This is a genomic window from Brucella pecoris (assembly GCF_006376675.1).
GTDB lineage: Bacteria > Pseudomonadota > Alphaproteobacteria > Rhizobiales > Rhizobiaceae > Brucella > Brucella pecoris.
In genome coordinates this window covers 417,941-441,509 of the sequence record NZ_VEWK01000004.1, presented here as the reverse complement: position 1 = coordinate 441,509, position 23,569 = coordinate 417,941, and the positions used below count along the sequence as shown (strand labels likewise).

Here is a 23,569-nt window from a genome sequence, read left to right as displayed (position 1 = left end):
AAGGCGGGTTTTCACCCGCCTTTTTAATCGGTTCACTTCTGTTTGGGAAGCTCTACGACGATTTCATGTTCGCCGTCCGGCTTGATCGGCACGCCTTCATCCGGCTTGCTGACCTTGCGGCCATTGAGCTTCACCACCTTGTCTTTAGCACCGGGGGCACCGGCCACGACCTTGACGCGATAGAGCGCTTCGCCAAAGCGGAGCTCTGCCTCGTAGCCATCCCATTCCGGCGGCAATGCCGGATCGAGATGCAGGCGGTCGCCGTGTTTTGTGACGCCGAGGATACCCTCCGTCGCAACACGGTAGAACCAGCCAGCGGAGCCGGTGTACCAGGTCCAGCCGCCCTGTCCGCGACGCGGCTCGACAGAATAGATGTCGGCTGCGATCACATAAGGCTCGACACGGTAGATATCCGGGTTGCGACCATGGTTGATCGGACTGATCAGCGAGAACAGGCGCCATGCTTCCGCCGTCTTGCCCATGCGGGCGAGCGCCATGATGGCCCAGGTCGCACCATGGGTGTACTGCCCGCCATTCTCGCGAACACCCGGCGGATAGCCCTTGATGTAGCCCGGCTCCTGGATGGTCCTGTCGAAAGGCGGCGTGAAGAGACGCAGCAATTCGCCTTCGTCATCCAGCAGATATTTTTCGAGCGAAACCATGGCCTGTTCGGCGCGCTTCGGATCGGCAACGCCGGACAGCACGCTCCACGACTGCGCGATGGCGTCGATCTGGCATTCATCGCTGTCCTTCGAGCCAAGCGGCGCGCCGTTGTCGTAGAAACCACGGCGATACCACTGGCCATCCCAGCCATCGCGGTCGAGGGCCTTCGTCAGGCTTTCCAGATGCGCTTTCCAGATATCCGCACGCTTCTTGTCCTTGCGCGCTTCGGCAATCGGAATGAATTTGCCGAGCGTATAGGCGAGGAACCAGCCGAGCCACACGCTCTCGCCCTCTCCCTTCACGCCGACGAGATTCATGCCGTCGTTCCAGTCACCGCCAAGAATCAGCGGCAAGCCATGCTTACCGGTTCGCTCGACCGCAAGATCGAGCGCCAAGGCGCAATGCTCATAGAGACTTACCGTCTTCTCGGAGATTTCCGGCTGATAGAAGGCATCATGTTCGCCGTCCTCCAGCTTGCGCCCTTCGAGGAACGGCAGCTTTTCATCGAGGATCGCACGGTCGCCCGTCGTCTCGACATAAAGCGAAGCGCCATAGCCGAGCCAGACGACATCGTCCGAGATAAGTGTGCGGACGCCCGCACCCGTGGCAGGCAACCACCAATGCTGAACATCGCCTTCCGGGAACTGGCGCGATGCGGCATTGAGGATCTGCGCACGGGCAAGCGTCGGATCGATCAGAAGCAGCGACAGCGTGTCCTGCAACTGATCGCGGAAGCCGAACGCACCACTTGCCTGATAGAAGGCAGCGCGCGCCCAGATACGGCAGGCGATCGCCTGATAGGGCAGCCAGCCATTGACCAGAAGATCGAAAGCCGGGTCAGGCGTTTTCACCTGAACGCGGTCGAACAGACCCTCCCACTGGCGCTTGGCGGCAGTGAGCTTGTCGCCGAATGAAGCCTGACGGGTTTCGGCGATCAGCGCCTTTGCCTGTTTCTGATCGGCAGCATTGCCGAGCAGGAAGACAAGCTCGCGTGCTTCACCCGGCCCCACTTCGATATCGAGAGCGAGCGCGGCACAGGGATCGCGGCCTGCTTCAACCGTACCCGAAAGCGCCTTGCCAGCCAGCACGATCTCCGGCTTGTCCACCGAACCGGTGGTGCCGATGAACTCGCTGCGGTCGGCTGTGACGGATTGCGGCTTCTCGGTTGCAGCAAAGAAGGCGATCTGCCCGGACTTGTCCGGATGATACGGATTGCCTGCAAAGAGGGCGCCCAGTTCCTCGTCCTGCGATGGCACGATGAACGGCACATTCTTGGAGCGAGCATTGCCCAGCACCCATTCGACATAACCATAGACGCGCAGCTTGCGCTTGGAACGTCCATTATTGGTGATGGTCAGACGTGACAGACGCACCGGCTTGTCCGCATCCACGATGTGGGTGAGGTCGAGTGCCAGCTCGCCATGCTGTGCCCCGAAGCTCGAATAACCGTGGCCATGACGCGCTTCATAGGTCACCGCCTCGTCGCGCAGCACGCTTGCCGTTGGCGCAAAGGTGCGGCCCGTTTCACGGTCGAGGATATAGATCGCCTCGCCCGGACGGTTGATGACCGGATCGTTCGCCCATGGGGTGAGCTGGTAATCGCGGCTGTTGCCTGCCCAGGTGAAGGCTGAACCTTCCGCCGATACATGGAAACCGAAATTCGGATTGGCGATCACATTGATCCATGGATGCGGCGTGCTGGTACGGTTATTGACGCGTACCACGTAAGCGCCATCCTCGGCAAAGCCGCCATAACCGTTCCAGAAGCGGAGATCGTCACCGGTCGGAGCAGGACGGTTTACCGCAGGCTTGACTGCGGGACGGCGTTCTTCCGTCCCGCGTTCTATAGCGACAGGCGCGAGACCCGTAGCGCCGAGCCCCTGAGCCGAAGCCTGACCACCAATTGCGGTCTTGGCGTCGCGCGCCGCCAGATCGACGGTGATTTCCTCGCTGCGGCGCAGTTGCTCGGCCAGCGAGCCGTTCTGCGCATGCATGACGATGCGGGCCGAAGCCAGCAGCGTGTTGTAGCTTTCGTCGCTCATCTGGTCGCGGCGAACCGCAAAGATATGCGGCTGACCGCCGCCACGGGCGCGGAAACCTTCCACGATCCAGTCGATGGCACGCTGCGTGTCCTGCGCATAGGAGAACGCACGCTCGTTAACCGCCACGACATCGACAGTGAGGCCTTTGCTGCGCCAGTATTCCTGCGCGCGCAGCACACCGCGCAACACGTCGAGATCGGCTTCATTGTCGATGCGCAGCGCGAAGATCGGATAGTCGCCGGAAATCGACATTGGCCACAGATCGGACTGCTTGCCGAGACCGCTGGCGATGGTTTCCGGTGGCTGGCGCAATGTCCGCTCCGGATAAAGCAGATAAGCGGCGACCTTCTGATAATCTGCAGCTTCCGCCGGCTTGATGCCGATATGGTAGAGCTGCACCTGCGAACTGGTCCACGACAGCGAATATTCGCGGGCGAAAGTTTCCGGATGGCGATGCAGCGCCACGGCATGTTTCACCGCATCGCGGCTGCCGCCTGCGAAGGTCCAGAAAACAAGGCTCACCTTTTTATGCGCCGGAACGCGGACACGTGTGCGCACCGATGCGATCGGGTCGAGCACGCAACCCTGGCTGCCGGTGAACTTGGCACCCTGATCGAAGGCAGCCGCATCGCGCAACGAACGACCACGCCCGACAAAGGCGCGACGGTCGGTTTCGACTTCCGTTTCGCGGATCGAGCCGGAAAGATCGGTCACGAAATGCGCAACGTGAATATCGGGATCGGACGGTGCGCGCTTGCGGCGCTTGGCATAGATGGTCGAACCATTATCGGAGATTTCGGTTTCCACGAACATCTTGGCAAAGGCCGGATGAGCGGCATCGCTGTCGCTATCGGTCAGCACCAGTTCCGCATAGGAGGTGACCTCGATCATGCGGTCGCGGGCAGACGTGTTGATGATGTCAAGCCTGCGGCCTTCGCCGTCCGATTCCGACGACACGATCACTTCCATGACGGTTTTGATGTCACCGGCGGTCTTGTAGAACTCCGCCTTGTCTTCGGTGAAGACAGTCTTGGTTTCCTCTTCCGGGTTGCGGACTGGTTCGCCGGTCGCCGACCACCAATAGCCGCTTTCCATGTCGCGCAGGAACAGGAACGTGCCCTGAAGGTCTTCCGACGCATCGGCGTGGAAGCGGGTAATGTCCCAATTGTGCCAGCGGCTGTAGCCCGAACCGTTGGCCGTCACCATCAGCGCATATTGCCCGTTCGACATCATATGCGTGGTGCGCGGCGCCTTGAACGGCTTGTCGACGATCCGCATCGGCGCATCGTCGAAACCGCCGGAATCCACGCGCATCGGATTTTCCGTCTTGGCGTAGATCATCGGGATTTCGCGCGGGGCCTTTTCCTGCAGCAGCAGTTCGGCAGCCTCGATCACCGGATCGGAGTGGAAACGCTCGCGCATCCGGCCTTCGAAGATCACGTTGTTGACCGCGATGATCGCCATGCCATGGTGGTGGGCGTAATAGTTCTTCACCACAGCACAAAGCTCGCCTTCGCGAACACGTGACGGCGTGAAGTCCACCGAATCGTGGAAGCCATAGCGTCCGAGCGCACCGAGCTTGGCGAGGCGCTTCAGGTTTGCGACAGCGGCGGCAGGCTGATACTGCGCAGCAAGCAGGCTCGCATAAGGTGCAATGACCGCATTGCGCGACAGGCCACGCTGCAGGCCCAGATTGGGCACGCCGAAGTTGGAATACTGATAGTTCATATGCGCGTCGCGCGCATTGAACGCAGCTTCCGAAATGCCCCATGGCAGGCCGCGCGAGGTTGCGTAGTCGATCTGGCGCTGCACCACGAGCTTGTTGGTCTGGTCGAGAAGCGAACCCAGCGGCTCGGACATGACCAGCGGCGGCATCAGATATTCGAACATCGAGCCGGACCAGGAGAGCAGAGCGCCCTTCCAGCCCACCGGCACCAGAAGACGGCCAAGCTTGAACCAATGCTCGACAGGAACGTCGCCCTTGGCGATGGCAAACAGGCTTGCCAGACGCGCTTCTGACGCCAGAAGATCGTAGCAGCTTTCGTCCAGCTCGTTTTCCTGCACGCGGAAACCGATGGAGAGCAGGCGACGTTCTTTCCGTTCAAGGAAGCCGAACTGCATGTCGAATGCGAGCTGGCGCGAGCGGGTTGCGAGATCGCGCAGACGCTCACGCAGCGCATCCGTGTCATGCTCGCCGATGGAATCATCGGTATGCGCCTTGCAGGTATCGACCAGAATGCGCGCCCATTCCGCGGCTTCGGCACTTGCCGGTGTTTCGATTTCGCCATCGAGTTCGTCCATCAGGCGGACGATATCGGTCGCGAACAGCGACAGATTGATGGTGCGGAACGACGCCGTTTCCGGCTCGTCCTTGATGGACAGTACGGCGCGGCGGAAATTGGCAATCCGCTCTTCCAGGCGACGGCGCAGCGGACGCAGGATCCGGCGGTCATCGGGGATTTTCGCGATTGTCTCTTCAAGGATGTCGTTGACATCGAGAATGCCGTCAAGATCGCCCTGCATGTAGACGGACGGTGCTTCCGCCCATTCTTCCATCGCCGAAGACAGGGTGACCAAATGACCGGCAAGATTGCCGCTGTCCACTGCCGAGACATAAAGCGGGCGCATCGGCGTCAGCGTGTTGGTCTCGTACCAGTTGTAGAGATGGCCCTGATACTTCTCCATCTTCTCAAGCGTATCGACAGTGGCTTGAACGCGATCCAGCGTTTCACCGAAGCCGATCCAGCCGAAATCGCGCGCGGCGACAACGGACAGGAGATAGACGCCGATATTGGTCGGCGACGTGCGTTGCGCGACAATCGGCGCCGGTTCTTCCTGGAAGTTGTCCGGCGGCAAGTGGTGGTTTTCTTCATTGGCGAATTCGGCAAAATAGCGCCAGGTCCGGCGCGCATAACGGCGCAGGTCGGACTTGTCGGAAGAAAGCACTTCCAGCGTGTCCTGCGGCTTGGCCGAACGGCTGACCAGCCAAGCAATCAGCGGCGAGGCAAACCAGATGACGGCAAACGGCGCTGCGATCATTGCCGCATGACTTTGGGCAGCAAGCGGGAAGAAGATCGCCAGACCCGCAATCGCTATGGCGGGCCACATGAGCTGGAAATAGTAAAGCAGCGTATCGGGCGAGGTTCTCGCCTGCGCTGCCGTGCGCCATTCCAGAAGATTGCGATGCGAAACGAACAGGCGATAGACGGTGCGCGCAATGGCATCCGCCATCAGGAACGCCGAATGGGCGATGAAAGTGGTGCGCAGCGCCACGTCCGCCGTGCCGAGCGCGATGTCGGTCAGCACCGACTGCGCATGGCCTTTCAGCGAATAGTCCATGTTCGATGGAATAAGATTGGTGACAATACCGAATGTCGGCGCGACGAACATGGAGAGAATGAGGAAGCCCTGCCAGACGGCAGCAGGCCCGATTGGCAGCACGCTCCAGCCGACAACGGCTGCGACCAGCCACAGGATCGGATTGAGCGAGCGGCGCAGATTGTCGACCATCTTCCAGCGCGTGATGTGGCTGACGCCACGGCTCGTCGAAAACAGCCAAGGCAGAAGTTGCCAGTCGCCACGCGCCCAGCGATGGTGACGCGACACGTCGACATTGTAGCCCGTCGGATAATCCTCGACCACTTCGACGTCGCTGACCAGAGCCGCGCGGGCATAGCCGCCTTCGAGAAGATCGTGACTGAGCAGCGTGTTTTCCGGCACACGGCCCTTCAACGCCGCCTCGAAAGCGTCGATGTCGTAGAGCCCCTTGCCCGTGAAGGTGCCTTCGCCAAGCAGATCCTGATAGGTGTCGGACACAGCGAAGACGTAAGGATCGATCCCGCGATTGACCGAGAAGACGCGCTGCAGGAACGACGCCTCGTCGCCAGTGGTGAGCGAGGGCGTGACGCGCGGCTGCAAAATGCCATAGCCGCGCACGACCTTGCCGGTCTTGTCATCGATGACGGGACGGTTCAGCGGATGGCTGAGCTTGCCGGCCAGATGTGTGACGGATTCCGGCGTCAGACGCGTATCGGCATCCAGCGTCATCACATATTTGATTTCCTTCGGCAGGCGCTCGTCCGCCGGGAAGAAACTCGTATCCTGATCACCGCGTAAGAGCAGGTTCAGCTCATGCAGCTTGCCGCGCTTGCGCTCCCACCCCATCCAGCAATTCTGCTTCTCGTTGAACAGGCGACGGCGGTGCAGGAGGAAAAAGCGCGGCTGGTCGCCGCCGGTATAGTGCTCGTTGAGCTTGGCGATTTCCTCACGGGCATATTCATAGATTTCCATGTCCGCAGGCGTGATTTCCTGCTTCGCATCGGTCCAGTCGCTGACCAGCGCAAAGTAGATTTCGCCACGCGGATTGGTGAGATAATGGACTTCCAGATTGCGGATCTGCTCGTCGATGGAGTCACGCGAGGTGATGAAGGTCGGCACCGCGACCAGCGTGCGCGCTTCCTCCGGCAAGCCTTCCTTATATTCGAAACCGATCAGCCGTGTCGGCTGAACGAACCACGGCACCAGCGCATTGAACAGCGAATAGGACGCATCCATTGCCGGGAAGATCGCCAGAAGCGTGAACAGCGTGCGCAGATCCGTCGATAGACCGGCGCGGATCATGCAGTAATTGACGAGCAATAGAATCAGGATCGTGAAGATCGCGGTTGGAATGAACAGGCCGAACAGTCCAAGGCCGCGATAGAAGCGCAACGCCTTGACGCCAAACGGCGCCTTGTAGCCGCAGACTTTCTCCAGTTCCTCGCGGCCTTCTCCGGACAGGTAATAGGCGATTGCGCCCTTGCCTTCCGCCTCGGGATGACCTGCCTTTTCCGCACGATGACCATCCTCGGCCAGCTTGAGCGCTGCCCAGGTGATGTCGATTTCGCTCATGTCCGAATAGCGGGCGAGCTTTTCAATGGTCACGCGATAGGCATTGCGGGAGCGGAAATCCAGAAGTTCGAAATCGCTGTGGTCGCGCAGGATCGCATCGACCTCGTTGACGGTTTCGAACCAGGTTTCCCAGTCAACGTCGTCAATGGATTTCAGGCTGCGGATGACATTGCCCATCGTGACACCGCCGGTGGACTGGCGGGCATGTTCCTCGACGATGGCATCTTCCGGATTGCTGCCTTCCTGCTCCAGAATCCGTTCCAGCCAGCTTGCAGCCGCTGTGGTGTCTGTCGATGAGGAACGCAGGCGATAGAGAAGATGGGTCGCGAACGTGCTGTCGCGGGCGGCATCGGCATATTGAGCGAGAACCGAATCCAGTTCGGCTCCGTCGGCAGCGACCACGATGCGGTCGGCAGCCGTATTGGCGAGATTGCGCATGATGCGCGCGCGGTCGACGCGCAGCGCCAGACGGCGTGCATTCTCGATCAGGAAATAGCGCACCGCAGACGGCAGCGCCCACAATTCACCGATCTTCAGCGGCTCCACAGTCTGGAAACCCTTGACGATGGCCGTCAGCGTCTTCAGCGAGAAATTGCTGTCCGTATGGGCGACATAAAGCCAGGCCAGCGCGAAAATGCGCGGCATACCTTCATATTTTTCGACCGGGGCCTTGTAGAGCGGTAGCTGGCGGATGAAGCGCCGCGGCAGGTCGCGCCGGGCCTGCTGCACGTTCTTGTCGATCTGGTAGTGATTGTCGAGCAGCCATTGTGCGGCTGGCGTGATGGTTTCCCCCGCACGCGACGCGGCATCTGATGCGCGATAGGCATGCAGGATCAGCTTGCCGTTCTCGGACAGGCGCTGATCGAACGGAAAGGCAAGGTAGCCTGGCAGCGGAATGTCTTCGCCCCGCGCTACGGCTGCGGCAAGCGCGCCAAGCTCTTCCTCGGTCTTGTATAAAGCCCGGATGGGGGATGGTTGTTCAGGCGGAATCCGGCCCGATGCATCGGGCTCGCTGGATTTGGGTTCCATCGAAGATTGCGGCATCGGCGATTTATTCTCGGTAGAGGTTGAATTGGAGAGCGAAGAAGACAATTCCGGCATCTGCCTTAACAGCCTTTCCGAAGGAAATGAGTTATCTGCGGCGGGTGGATACTGACATTATTTCGAATTTTCATTTCAAGGAAACGGCAGTATCCATGATCGGTTCCCTGAATGTCGACCGCATTTGGCCAAAATGCGACGGCGCAATGTGCTGATCTTCAAACCGTTTGAATCGCAACGCACAATTCTTTCCGCCCATTAATGTTGCGTTATGGAACACCCCGTTTCCTGCAACCCTAACATATTGAAAATAAAAATAATACTACCGCAGGTAACGCGCCGGAAAATTTCGCCGCACCCGGCTCAGGGCCTTCAATACAGAAAAGCCCGGCGGGCTTGCGGGAATCACCGCGCATCTGCCGGGCTTTGTGTTTCGGTTCACCGGAAAGTGACGATCAGGAACCAGATTGCGAACCGGTTGCTCCTGCTGGAAAAAGCTTCCAGTAACGTGGGCGGAAAGCGATGCGGCTTTTCTCCGCCGCCGGATGTTCGGCTGGAATTTCGATCTCGACCCGCTCGCGTGCGCCGCCAACTTCCAGTTCGACGCGCCGCTTGCCGCCCGAACGGCGGCTTGCCACCACGGTGCCTGCGATGCAGCCGCCGCAGCCATCCAGCAATTCGACATCATGCGGACGGAAGAAGAGCTGCGCGTCACCATCCGCCTGATCTTCGACCCTCAGGCCGATATTGCGATCCACCAGCCAGATTTCGCCCTTTTCAACCCGCACCGGAAGCGTGCTGGACTCGCCTATGAAGCCATAGACACCGGGGGAATTCGGATTGTCATAGACTTCGTCCGGTGTGCCGACCTGCTCGATACGACCCTGGCTCATCACCACCACGCGATCGGCAAGCTCCAGCGCCTCGTCCTGATCGTGAGTCACGAAAACGGTCGTGTGGCCGGTCTTGTCGTGAATCTCGCGCAGCCAGCGGCGCAGTTCCTTGCGCACCAGCGCATCGAGGGCGCCGAAGGGTTCATCGAGAAGCAGGACTTTCGGTTCGATCGCCATGGCGCGGGCAAGCGCCACGCGCTGGCGCTGACCGCCGGAAAGCTGTGCCGGATAACGCTTCTCCAGTCCCTGCAACTGGACGAGATCGAGCAGTTCCAGCGCGCGGTTGCGAATATCGTCACTCGACGGACGTGTCGCGCTTGGACGCACCTTCAGACCGAAGCCGATATTGTCCGCCACCGTCATATGACGGAACAGCGCATAATGCTGGAAGACGAAGCCGACATTGCGCTCCTGGACGCTCTTCTGCGACGCATCCTCATCGCCGAAGAAAATCGTGCCCTCGGTCGGCGTTTCCAGCCCGGCAATCAGGCGCAAAAGCGTGGTCTTGCCAGAGCCGGAAGGCCCCAGTAAAGCGATCAGCTCGCCGGAACGAATATCCAGCGAGACATTATGCAACGCCGGAAAGCGAGCGAACTCCTTACGCACACCGGCAACACGAACTTCCATTCCCAATCCTTTCCCCTACCGCCTCGCGGCCATGCTTAGAGCATTTCCTGTCCGAATTAAATCGTCGGAAATGCTCTATCTGTTTGTTTTTACGCATGTCTTTGCCCCAAAACCGGTTCCCGCTTTTGGGAGACATGCTTTATTTCCACCGCCATGCGGGCGGCTATCGATTTAATTTTAATGTCCGTTTCCGCTGCCGGCCAGTTCATCGCCATAGCGCAATTCCAGCGCCGTCTTGATGGCGAGCGTCAAAAGCGCCAGAAAAGCCAGCAGCGATGCCACCGCAAATGCACCGACGAAGTTATATTCGTTGTAGAGAATTTCCACATGCAGCGGCATCGTATTGGTGAGACCGCGAATATGTCCAGAGACAACGGAAACAGCGCCGAATTCACCCATTGCACGGGCATTACAGAGCAGCACGCCGTAAAGCAGCCCCCATTTGATATTGGGCAGCGTCACATAGCGAAAGGTCTGCCAGCCATTGGCGCCGAGCGAAATCGCCGCCTCCTCATCGCCGGTTCCCTGCTCCTGCATCAGCGGGATCAGTTCGCGTGCAACAAACGGAAACGTGACGAACACCGTTGCCAGAACGATGCCCGGAACGGCGAACAATATCTCGATCCCATGCCGTGACAGCCACGGTCCGAGCAGGCTGTGACTTGAGAAAAGCAGCACGAAAACAAGACCGGAAATAACCGGCGACACGGAAAAGGGCAGATCGATCAGCGTCGTCAGCAGCGCCTTGCCCTTGAATTCGAACTTGGCGATTGCCCATGCTGCCGCGATGCCGAAGACCAGATTGAGCGGCACGGCGATGGCCGCAACCATCAGCGTAAGACGGATCGCAGCCCAGGCGTCCGGTTCGACCAGTGCCGCCAGATAGTCACCAGCCCCCTTTCGGAAGGCTTCCACGAAAACCGCGATCACCGGCAGAATGAGGAACAGGGCCAGAAAGGCAAGCGCGATAGCGATCAGCGTGATGCGCGTCGTCGGGCTTTCGGTGACGGCGCTTCGGCTGTTGCGGGAAACGGCAGAGGCAGGTTCATTCGCCATGACCATATTTCCTCCGTGTCCACGTCTGAATGAGATTGATGAAAAGCAGCATCGCGAAGGAAAGCGCCAGCATCACCGTGGCAAGCGCTGTCGCCCCGGCATAGTCATATTCCTCCAGCTTGATGACGATCAGAAGCGGCGCAATTTCCGAGACATAGGGCGTATTGCCCGCGATGAAGATAACCGAGCCATATTCACCCACGCCGCGCGCGAAGGCGAGCGCGAAGCCGGTCAGGATGGCGGGCTGCAGGCTTGGCAGCAGCACCCGCCAGATCGTCTGGAACCGGGATGCGCCAAGCGTTGCCGCCGCCTCTTCGACCTCCCGGCTGATTTCCTCCATGATCGGCTGGACCGTGCGCACCACGAATGGCAGGCCGATGAAGATCAGCGCGATAACGATGCCCGCCCGCGAAAAGGCGATGCGAATGCCGAACGGGGCCACCAGGCTGCCGATCCAGCCATTCGGCGCATAGATCGCGGCAAGCGCAATACCGGCTACTGCCGTCGGCAGCGCGAAAGGAATATCGACGATCGCATCGACGAACCGGCGTCCCGGAAACCGATAGCGTACCAAAACCCAGGCAAGGATGACGCCGAACACGACATTGACCAGCGCTGCGATGAAAGCGGTGCCAAAGCTCGTTTCAAGTGCTCTCAATGTGCGCTCGTCTGTGACGAGACGCCAGAAACCGGAAAAACCGACTTCGGTGGAACGCAGCACCAATGCCGCAAGCGGGATGAGAATGAGAAGGGTCAGATAGGCAACACTGAAGCCGAACGTCAGCCCGAAACCGGGAATGACGCTCGGCTTTCTGAAGTGCGACCCTGCTCTGGCCCGTGCAGGGAGCGAAGACATGCGTTGGTTTGTTCCCTCTTCAGTATTTGATATTACTGATCGCTCTCGAATTCCGGATTATTTTCCCGGTTTGTAGAGCTGGTCGAACGTTCCTCCATCTCCAAAATGATAGGGTTGTGCTTTCGCCCATCCGCCGAAAATCGGATCATCGATCGTCACCAGCGTCAAGTCGGGGAACTTGCGCTGCTTGTCGGCTGGGATGATGTCAGGCTTCGACGGGCGGTAGAAATGCTTGGCGGCAATGGCCTGCCCTTCCGGCGAGTACAGATATTCGAGATAGGCCTGTGCCAGCTTGGTGGTGCCGTTTTCCTCGGCGTTCTTGTCCACCACCGCAACCGGCGGTTCAGCCAGAATGGACTGCGGTGGAACGACGATGTCGAATGCATCCTCGCCGAATTCCGCGACCGAAAGATAGGCTTCGTTTTCCCAGGCAAGCAGCACATCGCCGAGCTGGCGCTGCACGAAAGTGGTTGTCGAGCCGCGCGCACCTGTGTCGAGCACAGGCACATGGCGGAACAGTTCGGCGATGTAATCCTTGATCTTCTGCTCGTCACCGCCGTACTCCTTATAGGCCCACGCCCATGCGGCAAGATAGTTCCAGCGTGCGCCGCCGGAGGTCTTCGGGTTCGGCGTGATGACCTCGACGCCGTCCTTCACCAGATCGCCCCAGTCCTTGATGCCCTTGGGATTTCCCTTGCGCACGAGAAAGACGATGGTCGAAGTATAGGGCGAGGAATTGTTGGGCAGGCGCTTGCGCCAGTCCTTGTCGATCTTGCCCGAAAGCTCGGCAATCGCATCGATATCGCTTTCGAGCGCCAGCGTGACCACATCCGCCTTGATGCCGTCGATCACCGAACGCGCCTGCTTGCCCGACCCGCCATGGGATGCGCGGATGGTGACGGTTTCGCCGGTTTCCGCCTTCCAGTGGGCGGCAAAAGCGGCGTTGTAATCCTTGTAGAGTTCACGCGTCGGATCGTAGGACACGTTGAGAAGTGTCTGATCCGCAAGGCTTGCCTGAACGGTTCCAGCCAGCGAAGCCGCGGCTACAAATGCTGCCAAAGTGAGCGAAAATCTCGATATTTTCATGACCGCCTCCATGTTCCATTGGTCAAGACAGTATCAGAGGTCTTTGACGACAGGATGCCACAAGCCGGTCGTTATTTGAAACGACTTCGAAAAATCTACTCACTTTATGGGAGATTTCGGGGATATTTTTTCCGTCGGCATGCCGAAACATGCCGACGATAGCAACATTAGAGCGCATTTCGATCTGATTGAATCAGATCGGCGCTCTAAATTCTTCTATTCGAAGCATAATCTTGATCGCCTTCGTTTCATTCCGGTCGGATTATGCTCTAACTCACTGGGCCGGCACGGGCTCGACGGAAGGTGTTGTTCCGACAGGGGCGCTATCCGTAGCTGGCCCCGGTTCGAGCGGAGGCTGTTTCGGCTCGTTCCAGCCCATGAAATTATAGACTACGTAACGCAGGACCCCGATTTCCTCGTGAAGCGCCAGATCGGTCGCCAGGAAATACAGGCTGGGCGAAGACATATTGGTATGAGATCCGGTCAGATAACCGGTTGCGACCGGGTCAGGCTTTACGCCGAAATGCGCCAGGTAGAGAAGATCACGGGTCATCATCGGCGCAGCCTGCAGCAGAACGACCTTCACCGGTTTGATCTCGCGCAGGATCGCAGCCGTGTTCTTGGAATTCTGCCAGGTGTTGCGGCTCTTGTCGTCAAGCAGGATGGAAGCCGGATCGACGCCCGCCTTTTCGAGCTGCATAGCGATCGACTCGGCCTCGGAAACGCCCGTTCCGGCCACATCGGCACCGCTGGTGATGAACTTGCAGCCAAAACCTTTCTCGACACACTGATGGTTCATGGCGACAGCCGCCAGGATCGGCCCATAGGAGAAGGCAAGCGGTTCGACCATTTTCTGGCCGCGCTCATTGATGGCCTGCGTTCCCATCCCAAAGACGATGAACGCGGTATTGTCTTCAAGCTGCGTTTGCAATTGCGATGAATAGGAAGATTGCAGCCGGTCCATCAAATAATCGGGGAGAATTGCCGAAGCAATCGCACCATAAAAAATGACGGCGAGGCCGATAAGAGCGACCCCTGTCTTACGCCATTTGAAATGTAACAGGAGTAAACCGATAACAACTAGGGCTACGATAAGATTAAGCGTCATATATAATCACCGGACTTTAATATAAATTTTTGTTAAATTGAGCTTCATATGATCTAATCGCTGTTTCTACGCAGAAACAACCCCAATAATTTTAGAAATATTTATTCCGCCCCCTAAAAAGTGAGGCCCGGACGGGGGTTGCGGGGGGCAAGTATTCATCCGGGCCTCGGCCAGTCTCGCGACAATCTCGCGACTGGCAGGCTAACAACGGGCGAAACCTGTTTCGGTTGCAGGAAATCGGCTGGTCGACAATCTTTTTTCGGGCACCTTCAGTGATTAACCAAGACAATCCATCCGGTCTTGAACCCTTGTCGCGAAGGGATATCTTCAAGATGCTGAATTGGCTGACCAAAGGATTTTCAATCATGGCATACAGCACAGGCAAATTTTACGTCTTACCAATGATGACAGCGGGTTTGACGCTGGCTTCCGCATTGTCGGCGTCAGCGCAGAGCTCCCAGACGAACACCATTGAAAGGGTCGATTACATTTGCGAACGCGGCGTCGTCGTGCCTGTCACCTATATTCGCAACGGCAGCGGCCCCGGCTTTGCAGTTCTCGACGCCGAAGGCAAAATGATCGCGCTGCAATGGCACGACAATCTCAAGAAATATGTCGCCATCGATGAGCAGGACAGCTACCGCTGGAACGATAAGGACGGTCAAGCCGTGCTGAGCCACCTCGAAGCCGATCACACTGCCAAGGAAGTGACGCTGCTTTCGGCCTGCCGTTCGGACGATCAGGAAGAATAGAAATCCTGTTATGGGACGAGGTAATGCTTGTCCCACTGGTTCTGCGGCACTTCATCGCCGATATCGTAACGAAACGAAACGATATTGATGTGTTCCTCATCCGTCTTGCAGACGAAGGACAACTTGTACCAGTGCTCGCGGCTGCGGAAAGCGGCGCCATCCGCCTTGATGGAGTTTTTCTTGGTCACCGGATCGGAGAAGGCATAAGCCAAAACCTTGTCGACCGAAAACTTGTTCTGTTCCCGCGTGATGCGTTCCATGGCTTCCACATCGCAACGCTGCTCCAGACGGGTTGCCGGATCGAGTTTCTCAAGCTGGGCTTTTTCAGAGGCATTCATCGCGAAAGACGGGGAAACCGCCAAGCTAAGCAACATGAAACCGACAACAGCGGACGCAGGCAACATAACGGACATGAATTTCATCGGACTTTCGGGAACTCCTCGGTACTCACATTATCGGCGGCGATAATAAGCATGATTTGCGGCAATGTACGGATCATCACCGGAAAGTTATCGAAGACCAACCGTAAAAACCGCCATCCCCAAAATTCGTCCCTACTCATAGACTAATCGTCGCCGTTCGGGCTCACCCCTTCCACATAAGTCCGGTTGCGCCCTTCTTTCTTGGCGGCATAGAGGATTTTATCGGCCTTATCGACCGTCTGCCAGAAATCGCCCTGCTCCGGCAGACGAACGCAGCCGATGCTGCATGTGACGCTGGCTTCCTTCGAAAGGCGCTGGAACCGATGTCTCTCGATATTCTGCCGCACCCCTTCCAGAAGCTGCATAACATTGTCGGCATGCATATCGTCAAGACAGATCACAAATTCCTCGCCGCCGGTGCGGGCGATCAGCGGTCGTTCCCCGATGAGCTTGCGCAGTATTCCGGCGAATTCCTTCAAGACGGTGTCGCCCGCCGCGTGGCCATAGGCATCGTTCAATGCCTTGAAGTAATCGATATCACAAACAGCGACCCAGCCCGGTACGCCCTTTCTCGCCTGCGAAAACGCTATGTAACGCTTTTCCAGCCCACGCCGGTTGAGAAGCCCCGTCAAGGGATCGCTGTCACGTTCATGCGATAGCTCGCCGATACGATCATAACCGGCTGCGGCCAGCAAAGCGAAGCCGGTGAGCACTGCGGCGACCGCGGTGGAAAACACCGTCCATTGCCAGAACACCGTCATTGCGAAGTTTTCGCCGTCGACCTCCCCGAGCAGGGAGCGAGCGGTGAGAAGCGTGCGTGGCACGAATTGCAATGCCACCAGAACGAGCATGACCAGCAGCAGTTTGTCGACCAACGCACCCCTGAACAGGCGTCGTGCCTGCCATGCGAAGGAAAGGATCAGCGTGGCCATGCCGAGATTGAGCACATAGACCCGCGACAGAAGATTTGGCTCGATATAGCAATAATACCAGACGCCGCCGACGATGAGCGCGAAGCTCAATATGTAGAAGGCGGATGTAAGGCGCAGAGCGCTGCGCTGCAGAATGCCATAGCCCCCACCCAGTGTGCCGCCGACATAAAATGCCGCTGAAAGCACAGTATTCAGCCTGTCATCCGCAGGAAAATTGCCGAGCTGGACCAGCATTGCGAGGCCGATCAGCAGGAAACACGCGCCGCAGGACACAAGAAAGCGTCGCCCGCGATCGGAAAACCACGCCGTGAAAAAGGCGAGCGAGAACAGCAGCAGAACGGCGGGAAGTACGAACTTCATATAAATCGGACGCGCAAATTACAATTTCTGGGAGAAGTCTTATTGCGTCCTCTCAAGGAAATTACAATTGAGTAAATTAAAACGTTTTGTGAACCTGCCATGCGTGCCGGGCAGGACTGCAAGACGGGACACTGCAATACGCCGCGCTTTCGCTCTTGATTTCATCGGGCCGTCCGTGTTTGTAACCTGCAAACATTGGCGTGATATGCGCTATCATATGCACCACGCAGTCCCGTCGCGAAAGGAAGAGATATGAAGCCCGTTTTCCTGCAACTGCAGTGCGCCCCCGGCAAGACCTATGAGGTTGCCGATACGCTCTTTCAGCGCGAAATCGTCTCCGAGCTCTATTCCACCAGCGGCGAATTCGACCTTCTGGCCAAGATCTACATCGCCGAGGATCAGGATATCGGCAAGTTCATCAACGAGAATGTTCTCAACATTCCCAATATCATCCGCTCGCTGACGACATTGACCTTCACCGCCTTCTGACATCACCCCCAAAACCGGTAAAGGTTTGATTCACCATTAACGAATTATCATGCCGGCGATGGGAACCTCTGCTTGCGCTCGCGCATTTCTTGCGTGAAGGGCTTACCTCAAAAAGGGAGGCAGCGAGACAAGTGATGAACGATCTTGAACAGCGGCGGGTATTGGTGGTGGAAGACGAGATTTTCGTCGCCCTCGATGTCGCCGCGACTGTCGAGGATGCGAACGGAACCGTTCTCGGTCCGGTCGGCACCGTCCGGCAAGCGATAGATATCATCAATCGCAATGAAGTCGACGCCGCCATTCTCGATGTGAACCTTGCCGATGGTGATGTGGAAGCTGTGCTGGACCGGCTGAAGAGCCGAAATGTCTTCGTGGTCATCCACACCGGCGGCGGATTGCCTGCCCGTCTGGCGGCCCGCTATCCGGAAGTGCCCGTTTTCCAGAAGCCGATCCCGCCATCCGTGCTGACACGCACACTGGCTTCCGCCCTCATTTCGCAAGTGGTTTGACGAGGCAGGATGCAGTCGACATTTCCCGATTTCGCAACGGTTCTGAAGGAAGTCGAGGCTGATGCAGGCCCGGCGGACGACATCCGCCGACCGCAATTCGGGTTTGCATCCGCGATCTTGTCCGCGAGCCTCGGCGATGCACCACCGGTGTCCTGCCAGCCGGACGACCTGGAAAACCTGTTCGACATTGAAAGCTTGCCAGAGACCGTAATCGAGCCTGAACAGGAAAGACAGGAGCTGGCCACGCGCATGGAGAAACAGTCACCGGATGCGATCCGCCACGAGCTGGACTTGCAGCCGGGCTTGAAACGTGCCGAACTTCAGCGCAGGCGCCGCAACTTTGCCGCCAGCAATCATCCAGACCGCCTGCCGGAAGAGTTTCGCCCCGCTGCAGAACAGCGGATGAAGACGGCCAACGCCCTGCTCGACACCGCCATGGCCGGTGCCTCGTCTTAGAGCATTTCCTGTTTTGATTGAATCATTGGAAATGCTCTGTCTTTTTGTTTTTCGCGCATCTTGTTCCGAAAACCGTTTCACACTTTTCGGGATGCGCTCCAACGCCGAGCAACTTCCTTACGTTTTCAGTGCGAAATCTTTTGCATTATAACAATAATGTGCTAGTTTGCCTTGTCTGCGCCTGCGAAAATCGTCGCGCGCCGGAACCCTTTCCGTTGTCCGCATGACTGCAAACGGTCCCGCCCCTCCCGAAAATACCGGGCGATATGGGGCAAATTGCGCTTTGCTCTGCGGAAACGGTTCTGTCATAACGGTTACAATTAGAATAGTTCCTAAAAGGTTTGAAAATGCCTCCTTATCGTTCGCGAACAACCACCCACGGCCGCAATATGGCGGGTGCGCGCGGCCTATGGCGCGCCACCGGCATGAAGGATGAGGATTTCGGCAAGCCGATTATTGCTGTGGTGAACTCGTTCACGCAGTTCGTGCCCGGTCACGTTCACCTCAAGGATCTCGGCCAGCTCGTCGCGCGCGAAATCGAAAGCGCTGGCGGCGTCGCCAAGGAATTCAATACCATCGCGGTCGATGACGGTATCGCCATGGGGCATGACGGCATGCTGTATTCGCTGCCATCACGTGAACTCATCGCCGACTCGGTCGAATATATGGTCAATGCCCATTGCGCCGATGCGATGGTCTGCATCTCCAATTGCGACAAGATCACCCCTGGCATGCTGATGGCCGCTCTGCGCCTCAATATTCCGGTCGTGTTCGTTTCCGGCGGTCCGATGGAAGCGGGCAAGGTTGTCTGGGACGATCAGGTCAAGAAGCTCGACCTCGTCGATGCGATGGTTGCAGCCGCTGACGACAGCTACACCGACGATCAGGTCAAGGCCATCGAGCGCTCGGCTTGCCCGACCTGTGGTTCGTGCTCGGGCATGTTTACCGCGAATTCGATGAACTGCCTCACCGAAGCGCTTGGCCTGTCGCTGCCGGGCAACGGTTCGACGCTCGCAACCCATGCCGACCGCAAGCGCCTCTTCGTCGAAGCCGGTCATCTGGTCGTCGATCTCGCCCGCCGTTATTACGAGCAGGATGACGAAAGCGTGCTGCCGCGCTCGATTGCAAGCTTCCCGGCCTTCGAAAACGCCATGACGCTCGATATCGCCATGGGCGGCTCGACCAATACGGTTCTGCATCTGCTTGCAGCCGCGCAGGAAGCCGAGATCGACTTCACCATGGCCGACATCGACCGCCTCTCGCGTCGCGTGCCGGTTCTCTGCAAGGTCGCGCCTGCCGTCGCCAATGTCCATATGGAAGATGTGCACCGCGCAGGCGGCATCATGGGTATTCTGGGCCAGCTCGAAAAGGCAGGCCTGATCAATACCGATCTGCCGACCGTACACAGCGAAACAGTTGCCAAGGCGCTCGATCATTGGGACGTGACCCGAACCAGCAGCGAAATGGTGCACAAGTTCTATTCGGCGGCCCCCGGCGGCGTACCGACACAGGTTGCCTTCAGCCAGGAACGCCGCTTTGACAGCGTCGATGCCGACCGTGAAAAGGGCGTCATCCGTTCCAAGGAACATGCATTCAGTCAGGATGGCGGTCTAGCCGTGCTGTACGGCAATCTGGCCGAAGATGGCTGCATCGTGAAGACGGCAGGCGTGGACGATTCCATCCTGAAATTCTCCGGCCCTGCCCGCATCTTTGAAAGCCAGGATTCTGCCGTGCTCGGCATTTTGAACGGCAAGATCAAGGCTGGCGACATTGTGCTGATCCGCTATGAAGGTCCGCGCGGCGGCCCCGGCATGCAGGAAATGCTCTACCCGACCAGCTATCTGAAGTCGAAGGGCCTCGGCAAAGCCTGCGCGCTCATCACCGACGGACGTTTTTCGGGCGGCTCTTCGGGCCTCTCGATCGGCCACGTTTCGCCGGAAGCAGCCGAAGGCGGCACGATCGGTCTGGTGCGCGAAGGCGATATCATCGATATCGACATTCCGAACCGCAAGATCCATCTGGCTGTTGACGATGCAACGCTGGCAGAACGCCGCGCCGAGCAGGATGCAACCGGCTGGAAGCCTGCGGAGACACGCAAGCGCAAGATTTCCACCGCGCTGAAGGCCTATGCTTCGATGGCAACCAGTGCTGCCAAGGGCGCGGTGCGGAAACTGCCGGATTGATCTAATATGAAAAAAGCAAAAGCCCCGCACATGCGGGGCTTTTTCATTTTTGCATCGTCGTAAACCTGTTGCGTCTGCCCTCATCCTGAGGAGGGGGGCCCTGAGCCTGCGAGGGGAACCCTCTCGAAGGACGAGCGCGGCGACCTGTGCATTTCCCTCAGCCCTTCGAGACGCTGTTTCCAACAGCTCCTCAGGATGAGGGAAAGAGCGGCGTATCAACGTCCGTGTTCCCCCCTTAAGTCATGACACTTTAGGGGCGGCTTTATTACTGAAGGACCCTCTCCACCGCAGGCATCAGATCGTTCTTCACCGACTCCGGCGTAAACGGGCCGACATGCTTGTAGACGATCTTGCCTGTCTCATCGACGAGGAAGGTTTCCGGCACGCCGTAGACGCCCCATTCGATGGCTGAGCGCCCGGCGCGGTCGGCACCGACTGCTGCAAAGGGATTGCCGAGATCGCCGAGGAAACGGCGCGCATTTTCCGGCTGGTCCTTGTAATTGAGGCCAACCACGCGGAGGCGCTCGTCCTTGGCGATTTCCATCAAAAGCGGGTGTTCCTGACGACAGGGAACGCACCACGATCCCCAGACATTCACCAGTGTCAGCTTGCCCTTAAAATCATCGCTGTTGAGGCCGGGAACAGGCGCGCCATCACGCACCAGCCCCTCGACGGGCGGTAGGTTCGTCTGCGGCGCCTGTTTGCCGATCAGCGCGGAAGGTATCGTCGTATTGTCCTTGCCCGACAGAAGCTGGACCGCAAACACCGCCGCCAGTCCGACGAAAATCGCCAGCGGCAGCAGGGCAACCCATGTGGAGCGCTTTTTCGGCGCGACGGGCTTCTCGGTCGTTTCGGTCATTGTGTTTTACCGGGGGTTTTTGCAGAACGGCGGCGCACACCCTGCGCTTCAAGCCGCTTCAATTCGTTTTTCTGGATACGCTGATCGATCAATATCCAGCCAATGGTGACGACAAGTGCGGCGACCGTGATGCCATAGGAGGCGAGAACAAAGCCGAGATGGTTCATATCGCGCCCTCCTGTGTCTTACGATTGCGGTCGGCATTGCGTGCGGCAAGCTTTTTCATCGACGCCACACGGCGGCGCCAGATTTCATTGCGCATGGCCATCATGTGCAGGGTGAAGAACAGAAGCGAAAAGCCGATAGCCATCACGAAAAGCGGACGCAGCATCGATGCATCGATGGTGGGGCCGTCCATGCGGAAAACGGACGCGGGCTGGTGCAGCGTGTTCCACCAGTCGACAGAGAATTTGATGATCGGGATATTGATGAAGCCGACCAGCGTAAGCACAGCCACAGGCCTGGCGCTTTTTGCCGGATCGTCCATCGCACGCGACAGCGCGATAATGCCGAGATACATCAGGAACAGCACGAAAACCGAGGTCAACCGCGCATCCCACACCCACCACGTACCCCACATCGGCTTGCCCCACAACGAACCGGTGGCAAGCGCTAGCGCGGTGAAGACCGCACCCAGGGGGGCGGCTGCGCGGATCGAGACGTCGGCCAGCGGATGCCGCCAGACCAGCGTGCCCAGCGCCGAAACTGCCATGATCGAATAGCACATCATGGAAAGCCATGCGAAAGGCACATGAATATACATGATGCGGACCGTCATGCCCTGCTGGTAGTCCTCCGGCGACAGGAAGAAGACCATATAGAGGCCAGCCGCCAAAAACAGCACCGAAAGCCCGGCCAGCCATGGCAATAGCTTGCCCGCAAAGGCAAGGAATCGCGTGGGATTGGCCAGATCGAGCCAGCTCGTGGTTTTTATGGCGTCTTTGGTCATGTCTTTTTCCATGGCCTATACTTACCTTCCGCCCCCGTGCCATTCAATTGACCGTAATCAACTGCGTCAATCCGCCGAGCTTTTTTAGTCTGCCGAACTTTTCAGCGCTGCGCTCGCGGCCAGAGGCCCGAGAACGGCAAAGAACAGGGTGAGTGCTGCAAGAATAAGGAATGGCGCCAGAAAAGGCGCATTGTCTACTGTCGCTCCATGCGAAGCTGATACACCGAAAATGAGCACCGGAATGGTGAGCGGCAGCACGATCACCGACACCAGCAATCCGCCACGCGGCAGCGCCACTGCAAGCGCCGCACCCACCGCGCCGATGAAAGCGATGGCGGGCGTTCCCACCAGAAGCGTCAGCGATGTCGCGCCGATTGCCGACGCATCCATGTTCATGAACAGGCCCAGCATCGGCGATGCGATCACCAGCGGCAGCACGCTTGCCACCCAATGGGCCACGCATTTCACAAAAACCGTGAAAGCCAGCATATGGCTGTCCGCGCCGATTAGCAGAAGATCAAGCGAACCATCCTCCCGGTCGGCCTGAAACAGCCGGTCGAGGCCGAGGAGCGTTGCCAGCAGGGCACCGATCCACAGCATGGCGGGGCCAATGCGCGCCAGAAGGTTGAGATCCGGTCCGACGCCGAATGGCATGACGGCAATGACCGCGAGGAAGAACAATATGCCGATCAGCGCGCCGCCACCGGCGCGGAAACTGAGGCGCAGGTCTCTCAGGAAAAGCGCCAGCATCAGGCAGCCTCGACTGAGTAAGCAGCCATGTCGAGCGCGCTGACGCCTTCAAGGCCAAGAGGAATATGCGTTGCAGCGACAATCATGCCGCCTTCCCGCATATGCCCGCGCATGATTTCTGCAAAACGCGCTTCGGACGCCTTGTCGAGACCAGCGGTCGGCTCGTCGACAATCCAGAGCGGACGATGACTGACCAGAACCTTGGCGATGGAAACGCGGCGCTTCTGCCCCGTCGACAGATAACCGAACGGCAGATGCTCCACACCGGGCAGATCGACGGCCTCCAGCGCCTCATCGATCTCCGCTTGCGCGGCACCGTTGAACTTCTGCCAGAAGGACAGGTTCTCACGCACGCTGAGCGCCGGTTTCATCGCATTCTGGTGTCCGAGATAATGGCAGGCGGCGCGCACCGGCAAAACCGTGCCGTCCTCGCTGAGTTCCACCTTGCCCGCTTCGGGTTGAAGCAGGCCGCAGATGATTCGCAGCAGCGTGGACTTGCCGGAGCCGTTGGGTCCGGTCACCACCAGCGCCTCGCCTTCACTGAGCGCAAAAGACAGGTCAGCGAAAATCGTTTCGCCGCCTCTTTCCCCCGCCAGATTTTCGGCTTCAAGCCGCATTTTAAACCCTCTAAGCCCCGATGGATAAT

General features: G+C 58.4%; 18 protein-coding genes. 5 read left to right on the top strand and 13 right to left on the bottom strand.

Annotated features, from left to right (window positions below; translation table 11 throughout):
* Positions 1-32 precede the first annotated feature (32 nt).
* The 6 genes from FIB18_RS11080 to FIB18_RS11055 form a co-directional block, all read right to left on the bottom strand.
* Positions 33-8,696, bottom strand: coding sequence for a GH36-type glycosyl hydrolase domain-containing protein (locus tag FIB18_RS11080; protein WP_140020743.1), 8,664 nt, complete (start codon positions 8,694-8,696; stop codon positions 33-35).
* Between the two features lie 395 nt (positions 8,697-9,091).
* Positions 9,092-10,156: a sulfate/molybdate ABC transporter ATP-binding protein gene (locus tag FIB18_RS11075; RefSeq protein ID WP_140020742.1), complete on the bottom strand. Its 1,065-nt coding sequence runs from the start codon at positions 10,154-10,156 to the stop codon at positions 9,092-9,094.
* 177 nt (positions 10,157-10,333) lie between these two features.
* Entirely contained in the window at positions 10,334-11,212 is an 879-nt protein-coding gene (gene cysW, locus FIB18_RS11070) for a sulfate ABC transporter permease subunit CysW (protein ID WP_168436380.1), read from the bottom strand.
* Positions 11,202-12,068, bottom strand: a complete 867-nt coding sequence (cysT, locus tag FIB18_RS11065) for a sulfate ABC transporter permease subunit CysT (protein WP_140020740.1) — start codon at positions 12,066-12,068, stop codon at positions 11,202-11,204. Before cysT ends, cysW begins: the two co-directional genes overlap by 11 nt.
* 57 nt (positions 12,069-12,125) lie before the next feature.
* Positions 12,126-13,154, bottom strand: a complete 1,029-nt coding sequence (locus FIB18_RS11060; RefSeq protein WP_140020739.1) for a sulfate ABC transporter substrate-binding protein — start codon at positions 13,152-13,154, stop codon at positions 12,126-12,128.
* A gap of 274 nt (positions 13,155-13,428) precedes the next feature.
* Positions 13,429-14,262 carry a YdcF family protein gene (locus FIB18_RS11055; protein WP_140020738.1) on the bottom strand — a complete coding sequence of 278 codons (834 nt, stop codon included), beginning with the start codon at positions 14,260-14,262 and terminating at the stop codon, positions 13,429-13,431.
* Positions 14,263-14,627: 365 nt separating this feature from the next.
* Here FIB18_RS11055 and FIB18_RS11050 point away from each other — a divergent pair, with 365 nt between their 5' ends.
* Positions 14,628-15,014, top strand: a complete 387-nt coding sequence (locus FIB18_RS11050; protein ID WP_235894872.1) for a lysozyme inhibitor — start codon at positions 14,628-14,630, stop codon at positions 15,012-15,014.
* Positions 15,015-15,022: 8 nt separating this feature from the next.
* Here the strand turns inward: FIB18_RS11050 and FIB18_RS11045 are convergent, their stop codons facing one another.
* Positions 15,023-15,418, bottom strand: coding sequence for a DUF930 domain-containing protein (locus FIB18_RS11045; protein ID WP_407921855.1), 396 nt, complete (start codon positions 15,416-15,418; stop codon positions 15,023-15,025).
* A 161-nt stretch (positions 15,419-15,579) separates the two neighbouring features.
* Positions 15,580-16,728, bottom strand: a complete 1,149-nt coding sequence (locus tag FIB18_RS11040) for a GGDEF domain-containing protein (RefSeq protein ID WP_140020736.1) — start codon at positions 16,726-16,728, stop codon at positions 15,580-15,582.
* A gap of 252 nt (positions 16,729-16,980) precedes the next feature.
* Between FIB18_RS11040 and FIB18_RS11035 the strand changes: the two genes are divergently transcribed.
* The 4 genes from FIB18_RS11035 (at position 16,981) to ilvD (ending at position 20,365) form a co-directional block, all read left to right on the top strand.
* Positions 16,981-17,217 carry an Lrp/AsnC ligand binding domain-containing protein gene (locus FIB18_RS11035; RefSeq protein WP_010657951.1) on the top strand — a complete coding sequence of 79 codons (237 nt, stop codon included), beginning with the start codon at positions 16,981-16,983 and terminating at the stop codon, positions 17,215-17,217.
* A gap of 134 nt (positions 17,218-17,351) precedes the next feature.
* Positions 17,352-17,726, top strand: a complete 375-nt coding sequence (locus tag FIB18_RS11030; RefSeq protein ID WP_140020735.1) for a response regulator — start codon at positions 17,352-17,354, stop codon at positions 17,724-17,726.
* Positions 17,727-17,735: 9 nt separating this feature from the next.
* Complete coding sequence (locus FIB18_RS11025) at positions 17,736-18,182, top strand: hypothetical protein (RefSeq protein WP_140020734.1); 447 nt, start codon at positions 17,736-17,738, stop codon at positions 18,180-18,182.
* A 347-nt stretch (positions 18,183-18,529) separates the two neighbouring features.
* A complete protein-coding gene (ilvD, locus tag FIB18_RS11020; protein ID WP_140020733.1) occupies positions 18,530-20,365 on the top strand; it encodes a dihydroxy-acid dehydratase in 1,836 nt (611 codons plus the stop codon).
* A 265-nt stretch (positions 20,366-20,630) separates the two neighbouring features.
* Here ilvD and FIB18_RS11015 read toward each other — a convergent pair whose 3' ends face one another.
* From FIB18_RS11015 to ccmA, 5 genes are all read right to left on the bottom strand, one after another.
* The gene (locus FIB18_RS11015; RefSeq protein WP_140020732.1) at positions 20,631-21,224 is read right to left on the bottom strand and encodes a DsbE family thiol:disulfide interchange protein; all 594 of its coding nucleotides are present in this window, start codon (positions 21,222-21,224) and stop codon (positions 20,631-20,633) included.
* Positions 21,221-21,391 (bottom strand): heme exporter protein CcmD, encoded by a 171-nt coding sequence (gene ccmD, locus FIB18_RS11010; RefSeq protein ID WP_140020731.1) that lies wholly within the window; start codon positions 21,389-21,391, stop codon positions 21,221-21,223. The genes FIB18_RS11015 and ccmD overlap by 4 nt, the downstream gene beginning before the upstream one ends.
* Entirely contained in the window at positions 21,388-22,173 is a 786-nt protein-coding gene (locus FIB18_RS11005) for a heme ABC transporter permease (protein ID WP_174977415.1), read from the bottom strand. The genes ccmD and FIB18_RS11005 overlap by 4 nt, the downstream gene beginning before the upstream one ends.
* A gap of 84 nt (positions 22,174-22,257) precedes the next feature.
* A complete protein-coding gene (gene ccmB, locus FIB18_RS11000) occupies positions 22,258-22,923 on the bottom strand; it encodes a heme exporter protein CcmB (protein ID WP_140020729.1) in 666 nt (221 codons plus the stop codon).
* The gene (gene ccmA / locus FIB18_RS10995; protein WP_140020728.1) at positions 22,923-23,540 is read right to left on the bottom strand and encodes a heme ABC exporter ATP-binding protein CcmA; all 618 of its coding nucleotides are present in this window, start codon (positions 23,538-23,540) and stop codon (positions 22,923-22,925) included. Before ccmA ends, ccmB begins: the two co-directional genes overlap by 1 nt.
* Between the last annotated feature and the right edge of the window lie 29 nt (positions 23,541-23,569).

Coding starts and splice junctions, on each gene's coding strand:
- FIB18_RS11005 (WP_174977415.1), bottom strand. CDS start 22,173: ATGACCAAAGACGCCATAAAAACCACGAGCTGGCTCGATCTGGCCAAT.
- ccmD (WP_140020731.1), bottom strand. CDS start 21,391: ATGAACCATCTCGGCTTTGTTCTCGCCTCCTATGGCATCACGGTCGCC.
- FIB18_RS11075 (WP_140020742.1), bottom strand. CDS start 10,156: ATGGAAGTTCGTGTTGCCGGTGTGCGTAAGGAGTTCGCTCGCTTTCCG.
- FIB18_RS11030 (WP_140020735.1), top strand. CDS start 17,352: ATGAACGATCTTGAACAGCGGCGGGTATTGGTGGTGGAAGACGAGATT.
- FIB18_RS11080 (WP_140020743.1), bottom strand. CDS start 8,696: ATGCCGGAATTGTCTTCTTCGCTCTCCAATTCAACCTCTACCGAGAAT.
- FIB18_RS11035 (WP_010657951.1), top strand. CDS start 16,981: ATGAAGCCCGTTTTCCTGCAACTGCAGTGCGCCCCCGGCAAGACCTAT.
- ccmA (WP_140020728.1), bottom strand. CDS start 23,540: ATGCGGCTTGAAGCCGAAAATCTGGCGGGGGAAAGAGGCGGCGAAACG.
- ccmB (WP_140020729.1), bottom strand. CDS start 22,923: ATGCTGGCGCTTTTCCTGAGAGACCTGCGCCTCAGTTTCCGCGCCGGT.
- FIB18_RS11055 (WP_140020738.1), bottom strand. CDS start 14,262: ATGACGCTTAATCTTATCGTAGCCCTAGTTGTTATCGGTTTACTCCTG.
- ilvD (WP_140020733.1), top strand. CDS start 18,530: ATGCCTCCTTATCGTTCGCGAACAACCACCCACGGCCGCAATATGGCG.
- FIB18_RS11060 (WP_140020739.1), bottom strand. CDS start 13,154: ATGAAAATATCGAGATTTTCGCTCACTTTGGCAGCATTTGTAGCCGCG.
- FIB18_RS11015 (WP_140020732.1), bottom strand. CDS start 21,224: ATGACCGAAACGACCGAGAAGCCCGTCGCGCCGAAAAAGCGCTCCACA.
- FIB18_RS11050 (WP_235894872.1), top strand. CDS start 14,628: ATGGCATACAGCACAGGCAAATTTTACGTCTTACCAATGATGACAGCG.
- FIB18_RS11040 (WP_140020736.1), bottom strand. CDS start 16,728: ATGAAGTTCGTACTTCCCGCCGTTCTGCTGCTGTTCTCGCTCGCCTTT.
- cysT (WP_140020740.1), bottom strand. CDS start 12,068: ATGTCTTCGCTCCCTGCACGGGCCAGAGCAGGGTCGCACTTCAGAAAG.
- FIB18_RS11045 (WP_407921855.1), bottom strand. CDS start 15,418: ATGTTGCCTGCGTCCGCTGTTGTCGGTTTCATGTTGCTTAGCTTGGCG.
- FIB18_RS11025 (WP_140020734.1), top strand. CDS start 17,736: ATGCAGTCGACATTTCCCGATTTCGCAACGGTTCTGAAGGAAGTCGAG.
- cysW (WP_168436380.1), bottom strand. CDS start 11,212: ATGGCGAATGAACCTGCCTCTGCCGTTTCCCGCAACAGCCGAAGCGCC.